The following is a 19,415-nucleotide window of genomic DNA, read 5'->3' as shown; positions in this document are numbered from 1 at the left end:
CGTTAAATGTCAGAGGGGGTCTGGATGCGGGCATCAGTTACACGAAGCAGCGCAGCGTGTGACCTAGCCTCTAATCTTGAAAATCACTTGCTGGCAGTCGTCGCCATCGCGGCATCAAGGGAACCGGTGTTGATGACTTTGTCCACGAAGTTCTCCATGGCGTTGGCGATGGCTTTTTGCCCCGCGTCGGCCAGCGCGTCGGCGCCTACGCCGCACGACCCGTCTTGACTCGAATGCCCTTGACCACGAAAGGTAGTCGCGAGAAGTTCTTTGCCCGCTTTGTCAGATACGCGGGCGTGAATCGCTATATCTACGTTGGCGTCAGCCGTCGGAACAAAGAAGCCGGGCGTGAAGCGAATTCTTGGGTCGAACTCCGAAAGGTCGAACTTGAAAATAAGTCCGTCAGCCGACGTAGGAATCGAACCGCCGTTGTTGACAACATGCGGGTAAGCAGCTTCCACGGTCTTCGAAAGGGAGCTTTCAAGCGGTTCACCGATGTACATTGGGTATCGGTGAGCCCCGCACGCGAACCCCGGTTTAACTTCTTTCCCCGCAGTCGCGAGATTGTCGCTGAACACCAAATATGCCTTGTCCTGCTTGACCTTTGTGCTCATGACTTCCGCCGCACCAGACTGCGAGGATACTTGCACGTTGTAGGCACAGCCTGAGAAAACGCTCACCGCTGAAAGAACAAACATTGCTTTAAGCAACCGCATCACATTCCCCGTATCGTTTAATGGTTTTCACTAGTGCCAGCCTTCGGATGACATCTGATCGTTATATCGGAGAAAACGCGCCCGGCTTTAGGGTTGGCACCGCTTATTGCATTCGCAGCGGACGACGCGAAGCACCGCGCCGATCTGCATAGCACACGTCAAAACTGGCTGATTACCCGAGCTTTGATCGTCTCGTATTCGGAGTCACTTATTAGCCCCGCGTCGAGCATGGCCTTGGCTTTTTTCAGTCGTTCAGTCGGGTCCTCATTGGCCGTTGAAGATGCGCCGTCCGCGCCAAGCGAACCCTGAAAGCCGCCAGATTTCGCCCTTAGCTCTTCCAGTTCACGAAGGCGTCGTTTTTCGCGCCAAGCTTGTTCTTGTGCTTGGCAGATGCGGTAGACGGCCTGAGCTTCTGCCTTCCGAAGACCAGAGAATTCGAACGGACGCACCGCACCGTTGATGGCAAGGTCCGGCATAGTTAAAGCAGTCACTCGCAACGTACTACCAAAAATGCCCGCCTTAACGTGCGCGGATTTGATGTCCTGCCAACGGAGATCAACCGGCGTAAAACCACCGATCAAGCCACGGCTAACACCGATCAAACGGCCCGTTGTGGCTGCGACAAGTGAGCGACGGTGCAGCAACGCGAATAGTCTGCGTTGCACAGCCGTCGATTGAATTTTCTCGCCGGTCACAAGCATTGAGTCCAGCGGCGCATACGCTTTTTCGAGTCCCGCTTCGCGCGGGTTGGCCTGTTGTTCGCTCATTTACATTCCCCGTAGGTCTAGTTGTTGGTTTGGCGTCCCCGTTGTGCATTGACTTCAAACGGGTGCGTAAGTGTATCGGAGCTGAATTTTTCGACAGTTGCGGCGTCATCACACGGATGCATGCATGACCGACTTTTCGTTGTCGCCGTCTGACATTCAGCAATGCTTCAACGGCCATTACTCCCGAAACTTAAATACTTTTTGCTGCCTGACAAATGGCCTATTGCGGTACATGGACCGTCGATCCGGCGAGATGCCGCAATGATTCGGTGGTGCCGAATCTCTCATCTCAACGCCAAAATCCCACCCTTGTCGCGCTCGGACAAGCCATTCGCCGCCTTTGCGAAGCCAAAGAGCTTTCACAAGAAGGTCTGGCACTACTCGCGGATGTAGACCGTGCGTATGTCGGTCGCGTCGAACGCGGTGACAACGCTGCTGATGAGCGAAGCGGGTCTATGAAACTTGCCCCCTCACGTCCCGCGCGTCGCACGACGCTCTGACCAGTCAATTAGTGCGCAAGGCACGCCAGCCGGGCCTATGGCAGTATCCGTGTCGTCGTTCGATTCCTTCTTCACTTGCCGACTCAGTCGCGAAAGCGTAGATCGAGAACAACCGGTCGCCGCGACGATGGAATTCCAGCTATCGCCACGGCGCAACATGTTCATGATGGCGGCGTTGCGCTGAACATCTGGCGTCCGCCCTTTGTAGCCACCAGTAGACTTCAGCTTCTCGATCCCCTGTTGCTGTCTGCGACGCCGGTCCTCGTAGTCCTTGCGTGCGATTGCCGCAAGCATGTCCAGCATCATTGCGTTCAACGCATCCATCATGCGTCCGGTCATGTCGTCGGTCGTATTGGTCATCATCCATGATGTCGGCAAGTCAAGGGCGACCACCCGGACACGCCGAGATTGCAGTTCGCCTTTTAACCGCTGCCAGTCATCGTTGTTCAGTCGGCTAAGTCTATCGACCTGTTCGACCAGAAGGATGTCACCTTCGTGGCAATCGGAAAGCAGTCGAAACAACTCCGGTCGTTGAAGCGATGCGCCGGATTCGTTCTCGGTGTAGAAGGACACGATTTGTAATCCCCGCTCCTTCGCGAATTCGATCAGGTCCGATCTAGCACGATTCGCGTCCTGTTCCTTGGTGGATGCTCTGAGATACGCCCTGACGTACATAGTCACCCCATTCGGTTCGTTTTGGCTGGTTCGCATATTACAGGTTCGATTAGGGTCATGTCAATCAACTTATCGAACCAAAAACGACCCAGTTCTCGAAAGGCATACCTATCTGGCACTGGTTAGTTGTCATGTATGGCACCACTGGATCGGTTGTTTGCTGACTTGCTCACCTCTACATCCCGGCCTGACCTCACAAAAGAGGTACGTCGTTCCTATATAATAAATAGACTAGTGAGTTGTTTTTTTCTCCTTACAAGCCGCATAGGTTCGCGCCGCACGCGACGGTAAAGCGTTCGAGCGCCATCAGCGACAACACGCCGCGACACAAACAAAAAACCCCTTTCGGACTGACATCCGAAAGGGGCTATCTACCAATACAAAGTGACCACCAGTATTTATCTGTCCACCGCCGAATCGATTTTTCGAACACCGACCAAGATCGTCAGCCTCGACGAGATCATCCCCATCATTCGCAGCGCGGCCCACAAAGCCACTATCGAGAGCGTCAGGCGGGCGCAAAGCAAATCCGAGAAACATGGGATCAAGCAAAAAAGCTTGCCCGTCTTTTACCCATCGGCAACGTTCGACGAGGACGGAAAGGTACGCGCCGCAACCGGCATCATCCAGTTCGATATTGACGTAAGCGATAACGAAAACCTCGACTTCGATGCCCTGAAACGGGAAGTAAGCATGCATCCGGCGTGTTTGTATGCCTTCCTCTCGCCAGATCGTGGCTTGAAGTTTGGCATTCGCACTGACTTTGCCAGATTGGAAGACGAGGACACGGACGCGATGCTGGAACGATTCAGGCAAGCATACAGGCTATGTCTTGAAGAAGTAGTGGTCAGTTGTTCAATTCAGTTCAACATCGATACCGCAATGCAAACCCTCCGGCAGTCATGTTATTTTTCGCATGACCCCGACGCGATCTTCAGGCCCGACTGCGGTATCGTAAGCCTGAATGCACGTTACGAGTATCGCCCGGTGGTCTATGCTCGGGCGGACGACGCGGGATTGGCCGAGATCGAGCTTGCGCTTGCCGCCATTCCAACGAAGTTGAGTTATCACGACCGACTGCCAGTCAACCTGTGCGTGCTTGCGATGATCGGCGAAGCTGGCATCCCAGTATTGAAAGCGCACTGGCAGACCGATGATCCCCGGAAGTTGGACCGGCAGCTACGCGACCAACTGAAGGGTGCCCGGTTCGGTACCATCGCCCTCCTATGGGCCGTGGCACGTAAGCACGGCTACAAGCCGCCCACAGGGAAACAGCGATGGTCCGTAAAGCCTGAACCTTGCGACCTTGTCCTCGAACCCCTCGCGACTCCCGGAGAAGCAACCGAGAAGCTGCGTTCTATCGTTCGGCATTTCGTCGATACCAAGCAATCGCAGTTCGTGAACGTCTCGACGGGTGCCGGGAAGACTGAGACAGTTCTGAAAACCATCATCGAATACGTTCCCGATGACATCAAGCTGCTAATTCTGGTCCCCACGCATAAACTCGGAAAAGAGGTTGTCGAGAGATTCAAGCGGCTTCGCCAGCAACGCGTAGAAAATGCAATTAATTTGAAAGAAAGGGTCCGCATTAAACGTGTGATCCCGATTGAGGGTCGCGACCGTGCATGCCAGAACCAAGAACAACTGAAGATATTCAAGGACAAAAGCGTAAGCATGCCGTGGGAGTTCTGTTCCAATCATTGCGGCATGCACGGCGACTGTTCCTACACACAGCAGTTCGACGACCCTCTGTCGAATATTCGCATAATGACCCACGACGAGTGGAGAAATGAACAGTCAGCGTGGTTCAGTGGAAGACGCCGCGTTGACGGCACGTATGAGCCGCGCCGGGGGCGCAACGCATGGACGCCTGATCTAATAGTCATCGATGAAGACTTCGTTCGGATAGGTGAAGTCATTAGTGAAATCACATCCACTACATTCCCTTCTTTGGGGCTTGTAATCGAAAGCGTAAAGAAAGGCGTTTCACTGAAAGACGCCGTCTGGATGCACCGTGAACAAGTGCTGAGTGACAGTGGCAAGAATGTCCGCATTCCACTCCCGCCATTCACCGGCGCGGCTGACTATGTGAAAGCCGTTGAGAGAAACAGGTCACGTGAATCGTACTCACCTATCCTAGATCGATTGGCGACATATTGTCGTTACGAAGAGACTAACTATCTCAACGGTCTATGGGTGGAAAATGACAGCCTTCATTTTCTTCCAGTGCGATTGGCTGCGAAGCGGTACAAGGACGTTCCGACGCTATACCTCGATGCGACCGCAAGTGAAACCGTAGTAAGGAAACTATTGCCCGATGTTCAATTCCATCGAATACCGGTAAAGCAGAAGGATGAAATTCGGCTCTTCCAGCTATCCGATGGGACGTTCAGCCGAAAATCCCTCAATGATCCGGCCAAGGTCGAAATGGTCATCAATGGACTGAAATCAATTGTAAGTAGGTACAAGAACGTTGGATTGATTACCTATCAGAAGACAGAATCCGATCCAATGTTTTACAAGACACTCGCGAATGCGCTTGGCGTCAGTCATGCTGGATACTTCAAGAATCTGCGCGGCCTTAACGAATTTGAAGATGTGGATTGCCTGTTGATCGTGGGTAGATTTCGCTTGCCTCCCATCGCCAGCAGAAATTATGTTCGCGCGATTTTTGGTGAAGATGTCACATCAGTGCCGCAGTATGGCGATCTACCAGTGAGGATGAAAGACGGGCGAACGGTCACGCTTAATACATATGTCGCCGAGAACGACTTCCATCAGGCAATACATGACCATTTCAGCCTTGCCGAGACACTGCAAGCAGTGGGGCGTGGGCGACTGATTCACGGTGCAAGAAAGGATATCTACGTTTTTTCTAACGAAAACCTTACCACAGACACTGAAATCGCCGAATTCTTTACCTATGAACAATGCTTTGGTTCAAGAAGCAAAATTAAAGCGAAGCCGGTCGTACCGTTGATTCCGCCCGAGATTATTAATCGTATAAAGCAGCGCGGTTATCTACAAGACATTGAAGGTGAACTCGTCGATCAGTTAAATCTCACCGAAAGCCAAGTGAAGCGAAACAGGAATAAAATTCGGATTGAACTGGCCGCGCTTGGACTGACTAGACGAGGCGTAACGATACGATATGGCAACGGAACCACTGGTTCGCGAAACTATCTTGTCTCTGATGACACGCATAAGCTTCGTCAGGCGCTGGCCGAAAAAGGGGAACGCTTGTTGAGCGATTGATGGAAGTCGGCATTGATCGTCATTGATCGGCCTCACTGTACTGCCACTGGTGGTCGTCACTGGTGGTCGTCACTGGTGGTCGTCACTGGTATCGGCACTGGTGTCGATTGGTGGTCATCACTGGTACCGGCACCGGTGTCGATTGGTGGTCATCACTGGTACCGGCACCGGTGTCGATTGGTGGTCGTCACTGGTATCGCCAATGGTGTCATCACTGGTATCGCCAATGGTGGTCATCACTGGTGTCGGCACTGGTGGTCACATCACTGGCATCGCCAATGGTGTCGCCAATGGTGTCGCCAATGGTGGTCATCACTGGTGTCGGCACTTGTGGTCATCACTGGTATCGCCAATGGTGTCGGCACTTGTGGTCATCACTGGTATCGCCAATGGTGTCGGCACTGGTGGTCACATCACTGGCATCGCCAATGGTGTCGGCACTGGTGGTCATCACTGGTATCGCCAATGGTGGTCATCACTGGTATCGCCAATGGTGGTCATCACTGGTATCGCCAATGGTGGTCATCACTGGTATCGCCAATGGTGGTCATCACTGGTATCGCCAATGGTGGTCATCACTGGTATCGGCACTGGTGTCGGCACTGGTGGTCACATCACTGGCATCGCCAATGGTGGTCATCACTGGCATCGCCAATGGTGTCGGCACTGGTGGTCATCACTGGTATCGCCCAATGGTGTCGGTACTGGTGGTCACATCACTGGCATCGCCAATGGTGGTCATCACTGGTATCGCCAATGGTGTCGGCACTGGTGGTCATCACTGGTATCGCCAATGGTGTCGGTACTGGTGGTCATCACCGGTGCCAGCTGCTTCGGCGCGACATCGGTTGATTTTCTGCCTGAAACAGATCGAGATCGGTAAAAATTTTATGCTGCTTTGGGCTTGCGGAAGATGTTCCGTTTGCCTTATATTTCAACGGCTCTCCGGATTCGCCGGAGAGGAAAGTGACAGGTTGTCAAGCCACGCCGAATTGCTCGTAGAGCACAGACGCAGTGCAGACAACACGTAGACCGCGATTTCCGTCATACGGACCTCCAAGTTTATACTGACATGATATTGCATTTCTAACATTAAGCGGCCAAAGCCCGAATTATAATCGGGTGAGATAATGTAAAGAACATTGGTGTATATCCGGGAATGCGTATTTTGGAGTGCCGCCAACCGCCGCATTCCCGGTTTGCTAGGTACCCTTGATGAATGTGCCTCTGGAATGGTATCGACGCCGGACATATCTACATTTTGATATGCCGATTAGTGAAAGTGCGGCGATTTCAATCACAGGAAATCCGGCTGTCGTTGCCCGTCACGCCTTTTACCCGTTCATCACCTTCACTATAACGAGCAAAAAGGTCAAATGGGACAAGACACTCAAAAAGTTATCGATAGTCCCAAAACCCCGCCCGGTTAGTTACGCATCGCATGTAGATAGTCACATATATGCATATTATGGGGCGCTACTGAGCGACCGATATGAGGCCCATCTGAGAGAAGCCGAGTATGAACCCGCCGTACTGGCTTTTCGGAAGTTAAGCAAGAGTAATATACATTTCGCCAAAGAAGCGTTTGCTGCAATCGCGAAGATTGGCAACGCAGACGTAATCACCACCGACATAAGAGATTTCTTTGGGAATCTCGATCATAAAATTCTAAAAGCCGCGTGGTGTTCCATTCTAGGCGTTGATGCATTACCGAAAGATCACTATACCGTCTTTAAATCGCTCACTAAATTCGCACAAGTAGACAAGCGCAATCTCTATGCAGCCTTGCACATCTCCCCGAATAATCCAAGAGCGTCGGGGCCGCGAATATGTGAGCCGGATGAATTCCGTCAAGTTGTGCGTGGTTCTAAACTGATTGAAACCAACGCACTGGCGCGGGGCATCCCCCAAGGGTCGCCGATCAGTGCGCTGCTCTCGAACATTTATATGGCGAACTTCGATGAGTTGATGTGGAACGCAGTCACGGCTTGGGGCGGCAAATACTTTCGTTACTGTGACGACATGCTCATCATCGCCCCGCATGGAAGGGGTAAAGACCTGTTGAAACTCGCACAGCAATTTGCTGACCTTCACAAACTTCCGTTGCACCCGGATAAGACAGAGGAGCGCACGTTCACCGTGACTTCAGGTGGGTTAATGGCGGACAAACCCCTCCAATATTTGGGATTTGTGTTTGACGGTAAACGCGTTATCTTGCGTTCAGCGTCGCTGGCGCGATATTCAGACCGAATGAAGCGAGGAGTGCGCCTCGCCAAGGCTACTATGCGGAGTCGAAACGATCTACGAGTGGGACGCGGAGAAGCGCCAATTTCCCTTCATAAGCGGAAACTGTATAAGCGGTATTCCTATCTCGGTAGACGAAATTTCGTCTCGTATGCGTTACGTGCGGCGGGAATCCTCGAAGCGAAAGAGATCAAGCGCCAAGTCAAGCCGTTGTGGAAGCGACTTCGGAAGCAGATGATTTAGCGTCTATGGGCGCATGAGGTCTAGCAATGGGCAGGGATAGGAGAACCGAAGCCGCAAGTCAGGACTCCGGCGGACCAATCACACAGTCAGTGCGTCCGGTTCGTCCTTCGCTTCCATCAACTGGCCTACAGTCGGCCCCGGCTGCTGAATGTCGAGACGCGGCAGAGATTTCACGATCTTCATCGTTTCCAGACAGACGGTCACGACACGCTGGAACAGTTCCAGTGGGTAGCGAGGGTTGTTCATCGTCTCCGTCGCATAATTGTTCGCGTCGTTGACAATGTCGCTGTCCTTGTCGGTCCGTACTTGCTGCCGGTCAATCACCCAGTCTAGCGCCGGTTTGCCGTTGACTACATACTCGTAGGCTTCGAGCGGAATACCCTTCGCCGTGATCTTGTCGTTGTAGATCAACGTGGTCAGGTCCTTGTCCTTGCCGACCTTGCGGTACTTCATCTTCTCAACCCGGAAATCGGCATCGGTCAACAACAGCCCGCCACCTTCGATTGGTAACGGATACTTCTCCACCGTCTCGTAATTCACGTGTAGGTCTGCCAGCTTGCGGCCAGCATCCGAAAACGCCCAGAAGTCAGCAGCCGTCTTCACGCAAGGGATGCGCGGCAACTCCTTCGACAAATTGTCGGCATATCGATCGCGATAGTCGCTCGAATGCAGCAGCCCATAGACATAGTAAAAGATGTCTTCCTTGTCGATCTGTTCGCCCGGATACGCTGCCTCAAAGTGCGCAAGTCCTTCGTTGGTCAGCGCGTCGCGACGCTTCCGTTTGCCTGTGTCGGGCGCTCCGAATAATCCCGCTTGTGTTTGCTCATCGTCTACGTCGTCGCTCGATTCATCGTAGAGATACAGTGGGAAGTACTGCGACCCGACCATATCTACGGCGTGGAGACTGGTCACGCTGTCCGACATCAGGGCAGAGAAGCCGCTACGAGTCCCTAGCGACGATACACCGATGACAAGATTCTCACACAACGAGTCTGGAAAGAGACGTGGCATCTGCAAGACGCGCTCATTGAAGCGTCGATTGAAGTAAAGCCAATGTTTCGTGAAGGGCCGGTACAAACAAGCAGTCAAACACTTGTCGTCAAACTCAAAGCGCCGCCCTTTTAGCAATTCCTGCTTTAAATTTACCGACCAGCTAATCTGCGTTGGATCACTATCAACGAATCCGTCCACCTTCTCCGCACGCCCTTTTGTGTCCAACCCGGCGAATGATCCGTCGAATCGCTTCGCTTCCGCATTGTAAAAAGCAATCGTGCGTGACATATTCTCAGTCAACTGCTTCTTAGAGAAGTTATAGCACCACGCGTCGCGGTTTGTTGACACGCCAAGAGAAAAATTTTCAAACAGTTTCAGTTCGTGGCCTTTCTTGTTCCCCAAGGCCACGAAGTCTTCAAAGTCGTCGTCTCGCTGATTGAGCCAATCCCCATGAGAATCAGGGATAACGGGCACCCATCCTCCCACGCGACTGATGCCATCAATGCTACTGAAGTTTTGAATTTTCCCCAGCTTATCGTCCCGACTCAGGTAATCCCCAATATCATGGAACTGAATGTTGCCATGACGCTTTGCGTCGGGATTTTTGACGAGTATCGAAATAGCGATAGCCGCGCCGCTTGCGGCTCCAAATATCTGGCCACCTTCGCGTTTCGCCCGTTCACCAGACGTTTTTTGTCCTCTCAGACCGCGTAGATGGAAGACATAGATATTCGAAAACTCTTCGGCAAGCGATTTTCGCAAACCATCGGTTGTTTTCGCATCCAAAAATCCTGCGTTCGTTACAAAACCGATTACTCCTTTATCGCCGATTCTGTCGCTGGCCCAGCGAATGGCACGAATGTAGCTATCGTAAAGTCCCTTCGAAAGCGACGCGTTGGAGCGTTTCGCGTAGGTATCAGTGATGCGTTGATCAAGGTGCGGATACCCAATATTTCTATTATTGTCGTTAGCATCGCTCTGTCCGACCGAGTAGGGCGGATTGCCGATAATCACGCGAATATCCAACTTCTTCTGGCGCTTTCGCCGGGCGCTGTTCTGCGCCAGCACGGCGTCAACCAAGTCTTCCTTCTCGTAAAGCTGAAAGGTATCAGCAAGGCAGATGCCTTCAAACGGCTGATACGTGCCACCGGCGATGCCGTGATAGACCGCTTCGATATTGATGGCGGCGATGTAGTAGGCCAGCAGGACGATCTCGTTCGCGTGGATTTCGTGCTTGTACTTGTGAGGCAGTTCTTCCGGCTTGATGAGACCGCTTTGCAGCAGACGCGTCACGAACGTGCCCGTGCCAACGAAGGGATCGATGATATGCACGCCCTTGCTACCCAAGGTCTGGCCGAATTCGGTCTTCAGGACATTGGCGACGCTATGGATTACGAAGTCCACGACCTCGACCGGCGTGTAGACAATCCCCAACCGTTCGGTCATCTTCGGGAAGGCGTTGCGGAAGAACCTATCGTACAAGTCCACGACGATCTTCTGCTTGCCAGCCGCATTGTCGATCCCTTCGGCCCGCAGCTTCACGCTTTCGTAGAACCGTTCAAGCGTGTCGGCTTCCTTGTCCAGTCGGTGCTCTTGAAGCACGTCGAGAACGTCCTGCATCGCCAGCGACATCGGATTGTGCTTTGCGAAGCTGTAGTCTTCGAACAGGGCGTCGAACACCGGCTTCGTGATGAGGTGCTGCGCCAGCATCTCGATGATTTCGCCGTCCGTGATGCTGCCGTTCAGGTCATCCCGGAGTTCGTGAGCGAACGCCTCGAACGCTTCACGCTCCTTGGCATTGGCCGGGTTCTCGATGATGCCGCTGATGCGGTCGATGTGCGTTCGGGCGATCTTCGCGATGTCGTTCGCCCAATCTTCCCAATGGTGTCGGTTGCCGACCTTCTGGACCAGTTTGGCGTAGATCGCCTTTTCGATCTCGCCGATCTCGAATTGCAGTTCCTGTTGTTCCTGCGCGGTGCGCTTCTTCACCGGGTCGCCGATGGTGAACTTGCCCTTACCGGCGTCTTTGTTCGTCGTGCCCTTGCCTTTCTGCTGTTTCTTCTGAATCTTGTCGGTGATGGCGATAACTTCCATCTTGTTGGTGTTTGGCCCATTAAGTTCGAGCTTGTTCACCATCGCATCGAAGCGGTCATCGTGCGAACGGAGCGCCTGTAAAACCTGCCAAACCACCTTGTATGTCTGATTGTCGTTCAGCGCCTCGTGCGGCTCTACGTCAGGCGGAATCACGACTGGCAAGACGACGTAGCCGCGCTTCTTGCCCGGTGCGTTGCGCATGACACGACCGACTGACTGCACCACGTCAACCTGAGAGTTACGCGGCGTCAGAAACAGCACGGCGTCCAGCGCCGGAACGTCCACACCTTCGGACAAGCAACGGACATTGCTGAGGATGCGGCACGTGTTTTCGGGCGCATCGGCCTTCAGCCACGCCAGCCTTGCTTCCTTCTGACTAGCATTCATCCCGCCATCTACGTGTTCGGCTTCGCAGTGAAGCGGCGCCGCCTGTTCGAACTCTTCCGTCTCCTCTGCTTCCTGATACGCTTCGACGACCGACTGGAACATCGCGGCGATCTGCTTCGAACTGACCTTGTGGGTCTTCGAACCTTTCGAAACCTCGATGACCTGACAGAAGGCCACGGCACGTTTCATAGGGTCGCCGTCGCCGATTAAATCTTCGGTCAGCCCTTGCTTGGATAGTGCCTTCCAGCAGCCAACGATCTTGGATGCATCGTCCACCTTCAATTGATTGTTCTCGTCGCGCAGCAAGTCTTGCAGACGACGGCTGACGTGCTTTTGTTCGACCGCCAACACGATCACCTTGTAATCGACCAGCAGCCCGCGCTTGACGGCCTCCGAGAACGTGATGACGAACAGTTCCTTGCCGTACCATTCCTCCTTGTTCATGCCGAACAGAAGCACCTTGTCCCGCTCCGCCTGAGCTTCGGCAGTATCGCTGTAAATACGGGGCGTCGCTGTCATGTAAAGCCGTTTGGCGGCGCGGATGAAGTCTCCCTCATGCACCTTGATGAAGTGACTCTCGTCGTCTCCGCCATACGAAATCCCCGTAGTGCGGTGAGCTTCGTCGCAGACGATCAGGTCGAACTCAGCCAGCCCATATTCCTTCTGGGCGCGACTGATAACATCAATCGAGTGGTAGGTGCTGAAAACGACGCTCATGTGCGATGCGTCGTGGCGCTTCGCCATTTCTTCCGCCAGTCGTGCCGAATTCGTAGTCGCCGGATAGCGCAGTTCATGGACGAAGGTCTTAACCTCGTCGTCCTCTTTCTTGCGCTTTTTGCCAACGTCGCTATCTGAGCAGACCGCGAAGCTATGCAGCGGCGTCTCAGCTTCTTGGGTCCATTCGGTCAAGGATTGCGACAGCAGGGACAGGCTCGGGACAAGGAAAAGCACCCGCTTGCCCGCACCGGCCAACGTCTCGGCGATCTTCAAGCTGGTGAACGTCTTCCCGGTACCGCAAGCCATAATCAGCTTGCCACGGTCGGCATCCGCCAGACCATGAACAACGGCGTTCAGCGCGTTGGTCTGGTGAGAGCGCAATTCCTTCTTCGCCTTGATGACCGGTGCAGCCTTCGGCTGGTATCTCGACCAATCGATCTGGCTCTCTTCAAGGGCTGTCAGGTCGACCTTGCTGACCGGTGGCTGCTGATTCAGCAAGGCGTCTTCTGCGTGTTCGCTCCAATGATCAGTCGTTGCGACGATGATCCGGCGCGTGAACGGCTTCTTGCCCGATGCCGTAAAGAAGCTATCTATGTCGCCCTTCTGGACCTTGTAGTCGGCTGCATACATCTTGCACTGGATGGCGTGGACTTCATCCGTCCCGCGCGTTTTCGCTACAAGGTCGATACCGGCGTCGCGCTTGTCCAACCCTTGAAGGTCGGCCCATTCCGAATAGGTCCACACGTCGCTGTACAGGTCGCGGTACGTGGCTTCGTTCCGTAGATAACAGACGATCAACTCTTCGAAGTAGGTCCCTTTCTCCCGTTCCGTGACGGCGGCGTGGCGGAACGTATCGAGCAGTTTTTCGAGAGGGGTCATAGTCTTTTTTAGCTGGGAGATCAGCCAGTACGTAATCCAAGGACAACATTATGCCGTCCCAATCCGTTGTTTCGGCCTGATTTCGGCTTACCACAATCCGAGAAATACCCGCAGAATGCGGGTTGACTCAATTCAGACCGAGACCGGGCTCATGGCGACAATGAACGAACACGGGCATGTCGTTGCAAACTGCCCGACTTGCAGTGGTGCGCTGACATCCTTCCTCATTGGCGACCCGCAACGCGGGCCATACGGGCAGATTTTTCGACAGATCGACGCCAAGCAGACCGAGATATACAGGCTGGCTCGATGCACGGGCTGTGGCGCTGGTGCATTGATAACGCTCTCGACGAGCAGCGTGCATGGCAGCGGCCAGTTGGAACTGACCGATTTTTACCCGGAAGCAGAAGTTCGCCAAGTTTTGCCAGACGCGGTTCCCGAAGGAATCGTCAAGGAATTCCGGGAAGGCGAAGAGTGCGCGGAAGCCGGGTGCTACAGGGCGGCTGCCGCCCTGTTTCGGTCCGTGCTGGACAAGACGCTTCGCGCCAACGGTTACAAACTGAAGAAGGGTACGTCACGCGAACAGCAGATTGATTTGGCTGCCGCAGATGGCGTTATCACCGCGTCACGACGGAAACGCGCCCATGACGAGATTCGTACCTTGGGAAACTACGTGCTGCACGAAGAATGGCGAGAAGTCATGCCACCGGAAGTGAAGGTAGCCAAGGAGTACGCCGCATACCTGTTGCACGACTTCTACGATGATCGTGAAACGGTGCTGGCTTTGCTTCGAGAGAAGAACCGTATCGTTGACGAAGACCGCACGTCAGATGACGAGTAGTGACGGGCAAGCTCGGTCGAACGCGGTCACGCGCTATCGTGACTGTTGACCTTGTATCCGAGTGCGTGCCATCCTTCCGCCAGACAGACGACTGTCTGTCACCCTGATGTCACCCTGCGGGGTGTCGAGCCAACGACGACGGAAGCAACGCACAAAGAAAAAATCAGCCTAAGTGGCTGATTTTAAAGGGATTTTTTGGTGGAGAGGAGGAGGATCGAACTCCCGACCTTCGCATTGCGAACGCGACGCTCTCCCAGCTGAGCTACCCCCCCAACGTGCGAACAATTCTAGCACAGCCATTTTCTCTTTTGCCAAGCCCCAACGGCTGGCCTGTAACCCCTCCAAATCACTTCTCCGGCGCCCCCGCCAGCACCCAATCCACGACCGCCCGTATATCCGCATCGCTCATCGATTGATGTGCGGGCATCGGAATCATGCCCCACACGCCCGAGCCTCCCTCTTTCACCTTGCGAGCCAATTTCACCGGCGCCTGCGCATCGCCCTTGTACTTCGCGGCGATCTGCTGAAACGACGGACCGACCAATTTGCGGTCCACCGCGTGACAACCCATGCAGGCATTCGCATTGGCGACCGTCCGGCCGCGCTGCGCATCGGGAGCAGCGCATGCCGCCGTCGCAACGAGACCCGTCGCCGCGCCGACAATCAGCGCAGCGACGACAACAACACCACGCCTCATGGCGCAGCCTTCGGGTTACCCGGACGCACCGAATTCGAATTGCTGACCGGCGCAGGCGCCTGCTGTTCCAGCGGCCGCGCGCTCACCGACGAATCAGGAATCGCGCCTACCGTCGGCTCGCCCGCATCCGGCTGCGATGCGGCAACCGGTGCCGTGGCTGCCGCCGTGGCGGCCGCCGCAGCTTCCTGCGGCTGGATGTACTGGAACACCTTCACGACTTGGACGACACCCGGCACGCGGCTCGCGACGTCGGCGCCGCGATTGCCTTCATCCATCGTGACGAGCCCCATCAGATACACCGAGCCGCGTTCGGCCACCACCTTGAAGTTGTTCGCCGAAATATTCTTCTCGGCGATCAGCGCGGTCTTCACGCGCGTTTCAAGATACGTGTCGTTGGTCCGCGAAGAGAACGAGCTGGCCGGCATGATCGCCAGTTCGTTGACGATCGTATTGACGTTGTTCAAGCCGCGCACGATGCTCTCGGCGCGCTGCTTCGACGCGTCGCCCGCCACCTCGCCTGTCAGCAACACACGGCGGTTGAACACCGCCACGTTGACGTGCGCGCTATCTGGCAAATTCTGGCTGATCTGCGACAGCGCCTTCACCTGCAACTCGCGATCTTCGGTCTGCGCACCGAGCGTGCGCCGGTCGGTCGCCACCAGAGCGCCGCCGCCCGCCGCGCCGGCGACAGCGAGAAAGCAGCCCTGCAAGGTTGCCGACAGCCCCGCCGCGAACCCAACCACCAGCACGGTTCTCACCAGTGTCTTCTTGATGCGGAATACGCTCATCAACTAGCTCTCCTTCGAAATCAGTCTCAGTCTTCGCCCAGCAACATGGCATCGATGCCGTCGCATAGACAATGGATGGTCAGCAAGTGCACTTCCTGAACGCGCGCGGTCCGGTCGGACGGCACGCACACATGAATGTCGGTATCGCTCAAAACTTCCTGCATGCGCCCGCCGCCCTTGCCGGTCAGCGCGACCACGATCATTTCGCGCTCGTGCGCGGCTTCGATCGCGGCAAGCACGTTCGCGGAATTGCCGGAGGTGGTGATCGCGAGCAGTACGTCGCCCGGTTGGCCGAGCGCCCAGACCTGCTTCGAGTAAATCTGTTCGAACGAATAGTCGTTGGCGATGGCGGTCAGCACCGACGTGTCGGTGCTCAGCGCGATCGCCGGCAAGCCTGGCCGCTCGCGCTCGAACCGACCGATCAGTTCCGCTGCGAAATGCTGGGCGTCGGCCGCCGAGCCGCCGTTGCCGCATGCAAGAATGCGATTGCCGTTGGCTAGCGCGCCGAACATCGTGTCGATCGCAGCGGCGATCGGCATCGACAGGGTTTCGAGGGCTTCGAGTTTGACTGCCGCGCTGTCGCGGAAGTGTTGTTGAATGCGTTCGACTGACATCGAGTCTCTATCTTCTACCGCGAATGGACCGCACTGCGCGGCCGTGTTGTGAAGTCGTATTGCGAAGTCGCGCCACGCCGATGAACTTCGCCAGCACCACAGGACGTGAGCGCGAAAAGCATCGCGCAATGCGCGGTTTGCCGTGTTGTCGCGTTGCCTCACGGCCCGCACGCGAGCGCAAGTTTATCGCACTCACACGCGTTCTCCGCGCAAGGCGTCAGACTTCGTCGGCGCGAAACGCATCGCGCAGCCAGACGAGCCGGCCGCTGTCGAAAGCAACCACATCGAAACGGCAGGCGGGCTGATCCTGCGAACCGTGACTGCGCGTCGCCAGGTAGTGCTGCGCCGCGCGCACGATGCGCTGCTTCTTGTGCCAACCGATGCTAGCCACCGCGCCGCCGTAGCGACGCTGCGCACGCGCGCGGACTTCGACGAACACCAGCACGCCGTCGCGATCGCGCATCACGAGATCGATCTCGCCGCTCCTGCACGACACGTTGTGTGCGACGAACCGTAAGCGCTGGCGTTGCAGGAATTCTCGCGCACGCGCCTCGAAAGCCGCGCCGACGAGCTTGGACCCACTGGGTTTGGAAAAGTTGTAGGGTGTGGGTGCTGCGCGGGATGTCGTTGTCGGCGTGACAGTAGTCACCACGGTCGCCGACGCTTCGGTCCTTTGCGCCTTGGCTCCTGTCGCCGCACTCGCCGGCCCCCTCGCAGTCCGACCGCCGCGCCGATCGCCCTCCCCACCTGAGCCGCGCAACCCCGCGTGGCACAATGGCGGCCTCATTCCGTCTGTTTGCGTCTTCTGCCTCATGACTCCTCTCTCCGAACTTGCACAAGGGCAGCAGTACCCCGCCGCCGCGCTGTATGTGGTGGCCACGCCGATCGGCAACGTCGCCGACGTCACCCTGCGCGCGTTGCATGTGCTCGGACTGGTGGACCGCATCGCTGCCGAAGACACCCGCAACACCGGCCAACTGCTCGCGCGCTACGGCATCTCGAAGCCGCTCGTCGCCGTGCATCAACACAACGAGCGGGCCGCGGCACTGCGTCTGATCGAGCATCTGCAAGCGGGCGAGCGCGTGGCCTACGTGTCCGACGCAGGCACGCCGGGCATTTCGGACCCCGGTGCGAAACTCGTCGATGCGGTCCGTGACGCCGGCTTTCCGGTCGTCCCCCTGCCAGGCGCAAGCGCGCTCGCGACGGCGCTAAGCGCAGCCGGCGATTGGGTCGCGACGTTCTCATTCCTCGGCTTCCTGCCGCCGAAAGCGAAGGCCCGCGCCGCGACGTTGCAGACGCTCGCGCAGCATCCGCACGCGATGGTGTTCTACGAAGCGCCGCACCGGATTATCGAAACGGTGCAGGCACTGGCGGACGCTTTCGGCGGCGAGCGCAAGCTGCTGATCGCGCGGGAACTGACGAAGTTACATGAAGCGCTGCATCGCGGCACCCTGGCCGAAGGGCCAACGTGGCTCGCCGCCGACCCGAACCGGCAACGCGGCGAATTCGTGCTGGTGGTGGAAGGCGCATCGCCGGAAGCCGCCGGCGAACACGATCACGACGCGCTCCTGCGCATCCTGCTGGAAGAGTTGACGGTGAGCAGCGCAGCGAAGGTGGCGGCTGCGATCACGGGCGCGTCGCGCAACGCGCTGTACACGCGCGCATTGGCGCTGAAGGCCGACGACGAGTAAAACGAACGGAGAAAACAAACGGAAAAGAAAAGGGCCGCGCAGTTCTGAACTGCGCGGCCCTTTGTTTTTCTGCCGAGACGGCGACTGCGTGCAAGGCCGCCGTGCTACGCGACGCTGCGGGCGCGTCAGACGCGCCTACATCATTTGTCGGCGTTCGAACCCAAGCTCGACGCCAGCGTTTCGTTGAGTTCGGCGCGAGCTTCCTGCTGCGTCAAACCTTCGATCCGCACGCTCGCGGTCCCGGCGTGACGCATGTCGAGCGCAGCGGCAGCGGCCGCCGACAGGTCGATCACGCGACCACGTGCGTACGGACCACGATCATTGATACGCACGATGACCGAGCGCGAGGTGGCCGGATTGGTCACGCGCACATACGAACCGAGCGGCAGCGTACGATGCGCGGCCGTCAGGGCGTGCATATCGTAACGTTCGCCGTTAGCGGTACGGCGGCCGTGAAAGAAACGACCATACCACGACGCGCGACCCGTCTGATGGAAGTCAGACACGTCCGCGCCGTCGTCCGTCAGCGGCTTGGCGTCGGCCAACGGCGTGCTTTGGGCAGCCGGGCTGGAGGCGGGCGCGCTACCGTAGGATTGCGGTCCAAAGGTGCTCGATTGCGCATGTTCCGTGCTGCGCGGCACGTCGTTAGCGGACGTGTCGCTAGCGCTTGGCGGCGTGGCACAGCCGGCCAGCACAAAAAAGGCAAAAAGAGTCCCCAGACTGCGGGTTAACCGAGTTTTCATAAGACGTATCAAATTGTCGAGCCGCATCACGCGAAATGTTGTGCGTGTTGTCTGCGACTCCGGCGGCAACGGACGACAACGCGCCGCGCAGACAAGCGCAGTACGTCAAAGCCCGGATGCGGCTCATTCAGCCGCCACCGCACGGTTAATTTTCACGTCTGGCGCAACCTGTCCCCGGCAGCCTGACCAGACCCCACATGCCGCCATCGAACGTGGCAAACACGTTCTTGCGCGCGCAACTCAGCGCACAGGAACGGCGGCGTAGGCCCCACCCAGCGTCACGGCAGTTAAGTCCGTAGCAGGCGCGTGGCGCCTGGCTGGGCAAGACGTGTGCATCGAACGCATCGATACTTGATGGCCGTCGACCAAACGCGACAGCCCATACTTGAATGGCGATCCGCGTACCCATTTTTGATGGGAACGCATCGCCGTGTGACAACACAGTGACCTGTGCATGGGTCCATTATACCTAAAACAAAATTTAGAGACGCCAAGCACATGAAAAGCTTGATGAATTTTAACATTTGCCGCAAAAATGAGCAGACAAAAGCCCGCGCCAGCGGGCTTCAAC

General features: G+C 56.3%; 15 protein-coding genes and 1 tRNA gene. 6 read left to right on the top strand and 10 right to left on the bottom strand.

Features of this window, described 5'->3' with window-relative positions; translation table 11 throughout:
• Positions 1-83: 83 nt before the first annotated feature.
• Complete coding sequence (locus tag B0G69_RS07630) at positions 84-716, bottom strand: hypothetical protein (RefSeq protein ID WP_121316334.1); 633 nt, start codon at positions 714-716, stop codon at positions 84-86.
• A gap of 158 nt (positions 717-874) precedes the next feature.
• On the bottom strand, positions 875-1,483 hold the full coding sequence (locus B0G69_RS07625; protein WP_121316333.1) for an SHOCT domain-containing protein: 609 nt from the start codon (positions 1,481-1,483) through the stop codon (positions 875-877).
• A 215-nt stretch (positions 1,484-1,698) separates the two neighbouring features.
• On the opposite strand from B0G69_RS07625, the gene B0G69_RS42665 reads away from it, so the two are divergent.
• Positions 1,699-1,983 (top strand): helix-turn-helix transcriptional regulator, encoded by a 285-nt coding sequence (locus tag B0G69_RS42665; RefSeq protein WP_277873512.1) that lies wholly within the window; start codon positions 1,699-1,701, stop codon positions 1,981-1,983.
• On the opposite strand, the gene B0G69_RS07615 is transcribed toward B0G69_RS42665, so the two are convergent.
• Positions 1,954-2,658 carry a recombinase family protein gene (locus B0G69_RS07615; protein WP_121319193.1) on the bottom strand — a complete coding sequence of 235 codons (705 nt, stop codon included), beginning with the start codon at positions 2,656-2,658 and terminating at the stop codon, positions 1,954-1,956. The genes B0G69_RS42665 and B0G69_RS07615 overlap by 30 nt on opposite strands.
• A 384-nt stretch (positions 2,659-3,042) precedes the next feature.
• Here B0G69_RS07615 and B0G69_RS07610 point away from each other — a divergent pair, with 384 nt between their 5' ends.
• The 3 genes from B0G69_RS07610 to drt2 all read left to right on the top strand — a co-directional run bounded on the left by B0G69_RS07610 (position 3,043) and on the right by drt2 (position 8,400).
• Entirely contained in the window at positions 3,043-5,913 is a 2,871-nt protein-coding gene (locus B0G69_RS07610) for a BT4734/BF3469 family protein (protein WP_121316331.1), read from the top strand.
• A 22-nt stretch (positions 5,914-5,935) separates the two neighbouring features.
• Positions 5,936-6,796, top strand: coding sequence for a hypothetical protein (locus B0G69_RS40590; RefSeq protein WP_147440709.1), 861 nt, complete (start codon positions 5,936-5,938; stop codon positions 6,794-6,796).
• Between the two features lie 332 nt (positions 6,797-7,128).
• Entirely contained in the window at positions 7,129-8,400 is a 1,272-nt protein-coding gene (gene drt2 / locus B0G69_RS07605) for an antiviral reverse transcriptase Drt2 (protein ID WP_199731155.1), read from the top strand.
• 78 nt (positions 8,401-8,478) lie between these two features.
• Here drt2 and B0G69_RS07600 read toward each other — a convergent pair whose 3' ends face one another.
• Positions 8,479-13,470, bottom strand: a complete 4,992-nt coding sequence (locus B0G69_RS07600) for a type ISP restriction/modification enzyme (protein WP_121316330.1) — start codon at positions 13,468-13,470, stop codon at positions 8,479-8,481.
• Between the two features lie 151 nt (positions 13,471-13,621).
• Here B0G69_RS07600 and B0G69_RS07595 point away from each other — a divergent pair, with 151 nt between their 5' ends.
• On the top strand, positions 13,622-14,311 hold the full coding sequence (locus tag B0G69_RS07595; RefSeq protein ID WP_121319188.1) for a DUF4145 domain-containing protein: 690 nt from the start codon (positions 13,622-13,624) through the stop codon (positions 14,309-14,311).
• Positions 14,312-14,507: 196 nt separating this feature from the next.
• On the opposite strand, the gene B0G69_RS07590 is transcribed toward B0G69_RS07595, so the two are convergent.
• The 5 genes from B0G69_RS07590 to B0G69_RS07570 form a co-directional block, all read right to left on the bottom strand.
• Positions 14,508-14,583: transfer RNA gene (locus B0G69_RS07590), tRNA-Ala, on the bottom strand.
• A 74-nt stretch (positions 14,584-14,657) separates the two neighbouring features.
• Positions 14,658-15,008: a c-type cytochrome gene (locus B0G69_RS07585; protein ID WP_121316329.1), complete on the bottom strand. Its 351-nt coding sequence runs from the start codon at positions 15,006-15,008 to the stop codon at positions 14,658-14,660.
• Positions 15,005-15,796, bottom strand: coding sequence for a BON domain-containing protein (locus tag B0G69_RS07580; protein ID WP_121316328.1), 792 nt, complete (start codon positions 15,794-15,796; stop codon positions 15,005-15,007). Before B0G69_RS07580 ends, B0G69_RS07585 begins: the two co-directional genes overlap by 4 nt.
• A 26-nt stretch (positions 15,797-15,822) precedes the next feature.
• Entirely contained in the window at positions 15,823-16,410 is a 588-nt protein-coding gene (locus B0G69_RS07575) for a phosphoheptose isomerase (RefSeq protein WP_121316327.1), read from the bottom strand.
• 217 nt (positions 16,411-16,627) lie between these two features.
• Positions 16,628-17,059 carry a YraN family protein gene (locus B0G69_RS07570; protein ID WP_347232457.1) on the bottom strand — a complete coding sequence of 144 codons (432 nt, stop codon included), beginning with the start codon at positions 17,057-17,059 and terminating at the stop codon, positions 16,628-16,630.
• 163 nt (positions 17,060-17,222) lie between these two features.
• On the opposite strand from B0G69_RS07570, the gene rsmI reads away from it, so the two are divergent.
• Positions 17,223-18,101: a 16S rRNA (cytidine(1402)-2'-O)-methyltransferase gene (gene rsmI / locus B0G69_RS07565; protein WP_121316325.1), complete on the top strand. Its 879-nt coding sequence runs from the start codon at positions 17,223-17,225 to the stop codon at positions 18,099-18,101.
• A 140-nt stretch (positions 18,102-18,241) separates the two neighbouring features.
• Here rsmI and B0G69_RS07560 read toward each other — a convergent pair whose 3' ends face one another.
• Positions 18,242-18,871: a septal ring lytic transglycosylase RlpA family protein gene (locus B0G69_RS07560; RefSeq protein ID WP_121316324.1), complete on the bottom strand. Its 630-nt coding sequence runs from the start codon at positions 18,869-18,871 to the stop codon at positions 18,242-18,244.
• Between the last annotated feature and the right edge of the window lie 544 nt (positions 18,872-19,415).

The organism is Paraburkholderia sp. RAU2J, from assembly GCF_003634845.1.
Taxonomy (GTDB): Bacteria; Pseudomonadota; Gammaproteobacteria; order Burkholderiales; family Burkholderiaceae; genus Paraburkholderia; species Paraburkholderia fynbosensis.
Note: the sequence above shows the minus strand (reverse complement) of the source record. Positions and strands in the feature narration are given on the sequence as shown.

Excerpts from the sequence above, each read along its gene's own strand:
- drt2 (WP_199731155.1), top strand. The coding sequence starts at position 7,129 with ATGAATGTGCCTCTGGAATGGTATCGACGCCGGACATATCTACATTTT.
- B0G69_RS07600 (WP_121316330.1), bottom strand. The coding sequence starts at position 13,470 with ATGACCCCTCTCGAAAAACTGCTCGATACGTTCCGCCACGCCGCCGTC.
- rsmI (WP_121316325.1), top strand. The coding sequence starts at position 17,223 with ATGACTCCTCTCTCCGAACTTGCACAAGGGCAGCAGTACCCCGCCGCC.
- B0G69_RS07595 (WP_121319188.1), top strand. The coding sequence starts at position 13,622 with ATGGCGACAATGAACGAACACGGGCATGTCGTTGCAAACTGCCCGACT.
- B0G69_RS07630 (WP_121316334.1), bottom strand. The coding sequence starts at position 716 with ATGCGGTTGCTTAAAGCAATGTTTGTTCTTTCAGCGGTGAGCGTTTTC.
- B0G69_RS07580 (WP_121316328.1), bottom strand. The coding sequence starts at position 15,796 with ATGAGCGTATTCCGCATCAAGAAGACACTGGTGAGAACCGTGCTGGTG.
- B0G69_RS07615 (WP_121319193.1), bottom strand. The coding sequence starts at position 2,658 with ATGTACGTCAGGGCGTATCTCAGAGCATCCACCAAGGAACAGGACGCG.
- B0G69_RS42665 (WP_277873512.1), top strand. The coding sequence starts at position 1,699 with ATGGCCTATTGCGGTACATGGACCGTCGATCCGGCGAGATGCCGCAAT.
- B0G69_RS07625 (WP_121316333.1), bottom strand. The coding sequence starts at position 1,483 with ATGAGCGAACAACAGGCCAACCCGCGCGAAGCGGGACTCGAAAAAGCG.
- B0G69_RS07575 (WP_121316327.1), bottom strand. The coding sequence starts at position 16,410 with ATGTCAGTCGAACGCATTCAACAACACTTCCGCGACAGCGCGGCAGTC.
- B0G69_RS07560 (WP_121316324.1), bottom strand. The coding sequence starts at position 18,871 with ATGCGGCTCGACAATTTGATACGTCTTATGAAAACTCGGTTAACCCGC.
- B0G69_RS07585 (WP_121316329.1), bottom strand. The coding sequence starts at position 15,008 with ATGAGGCGTGGTGTTGTTGTCGTCGCTGCGCTGATTGTCGGCGCGGCG.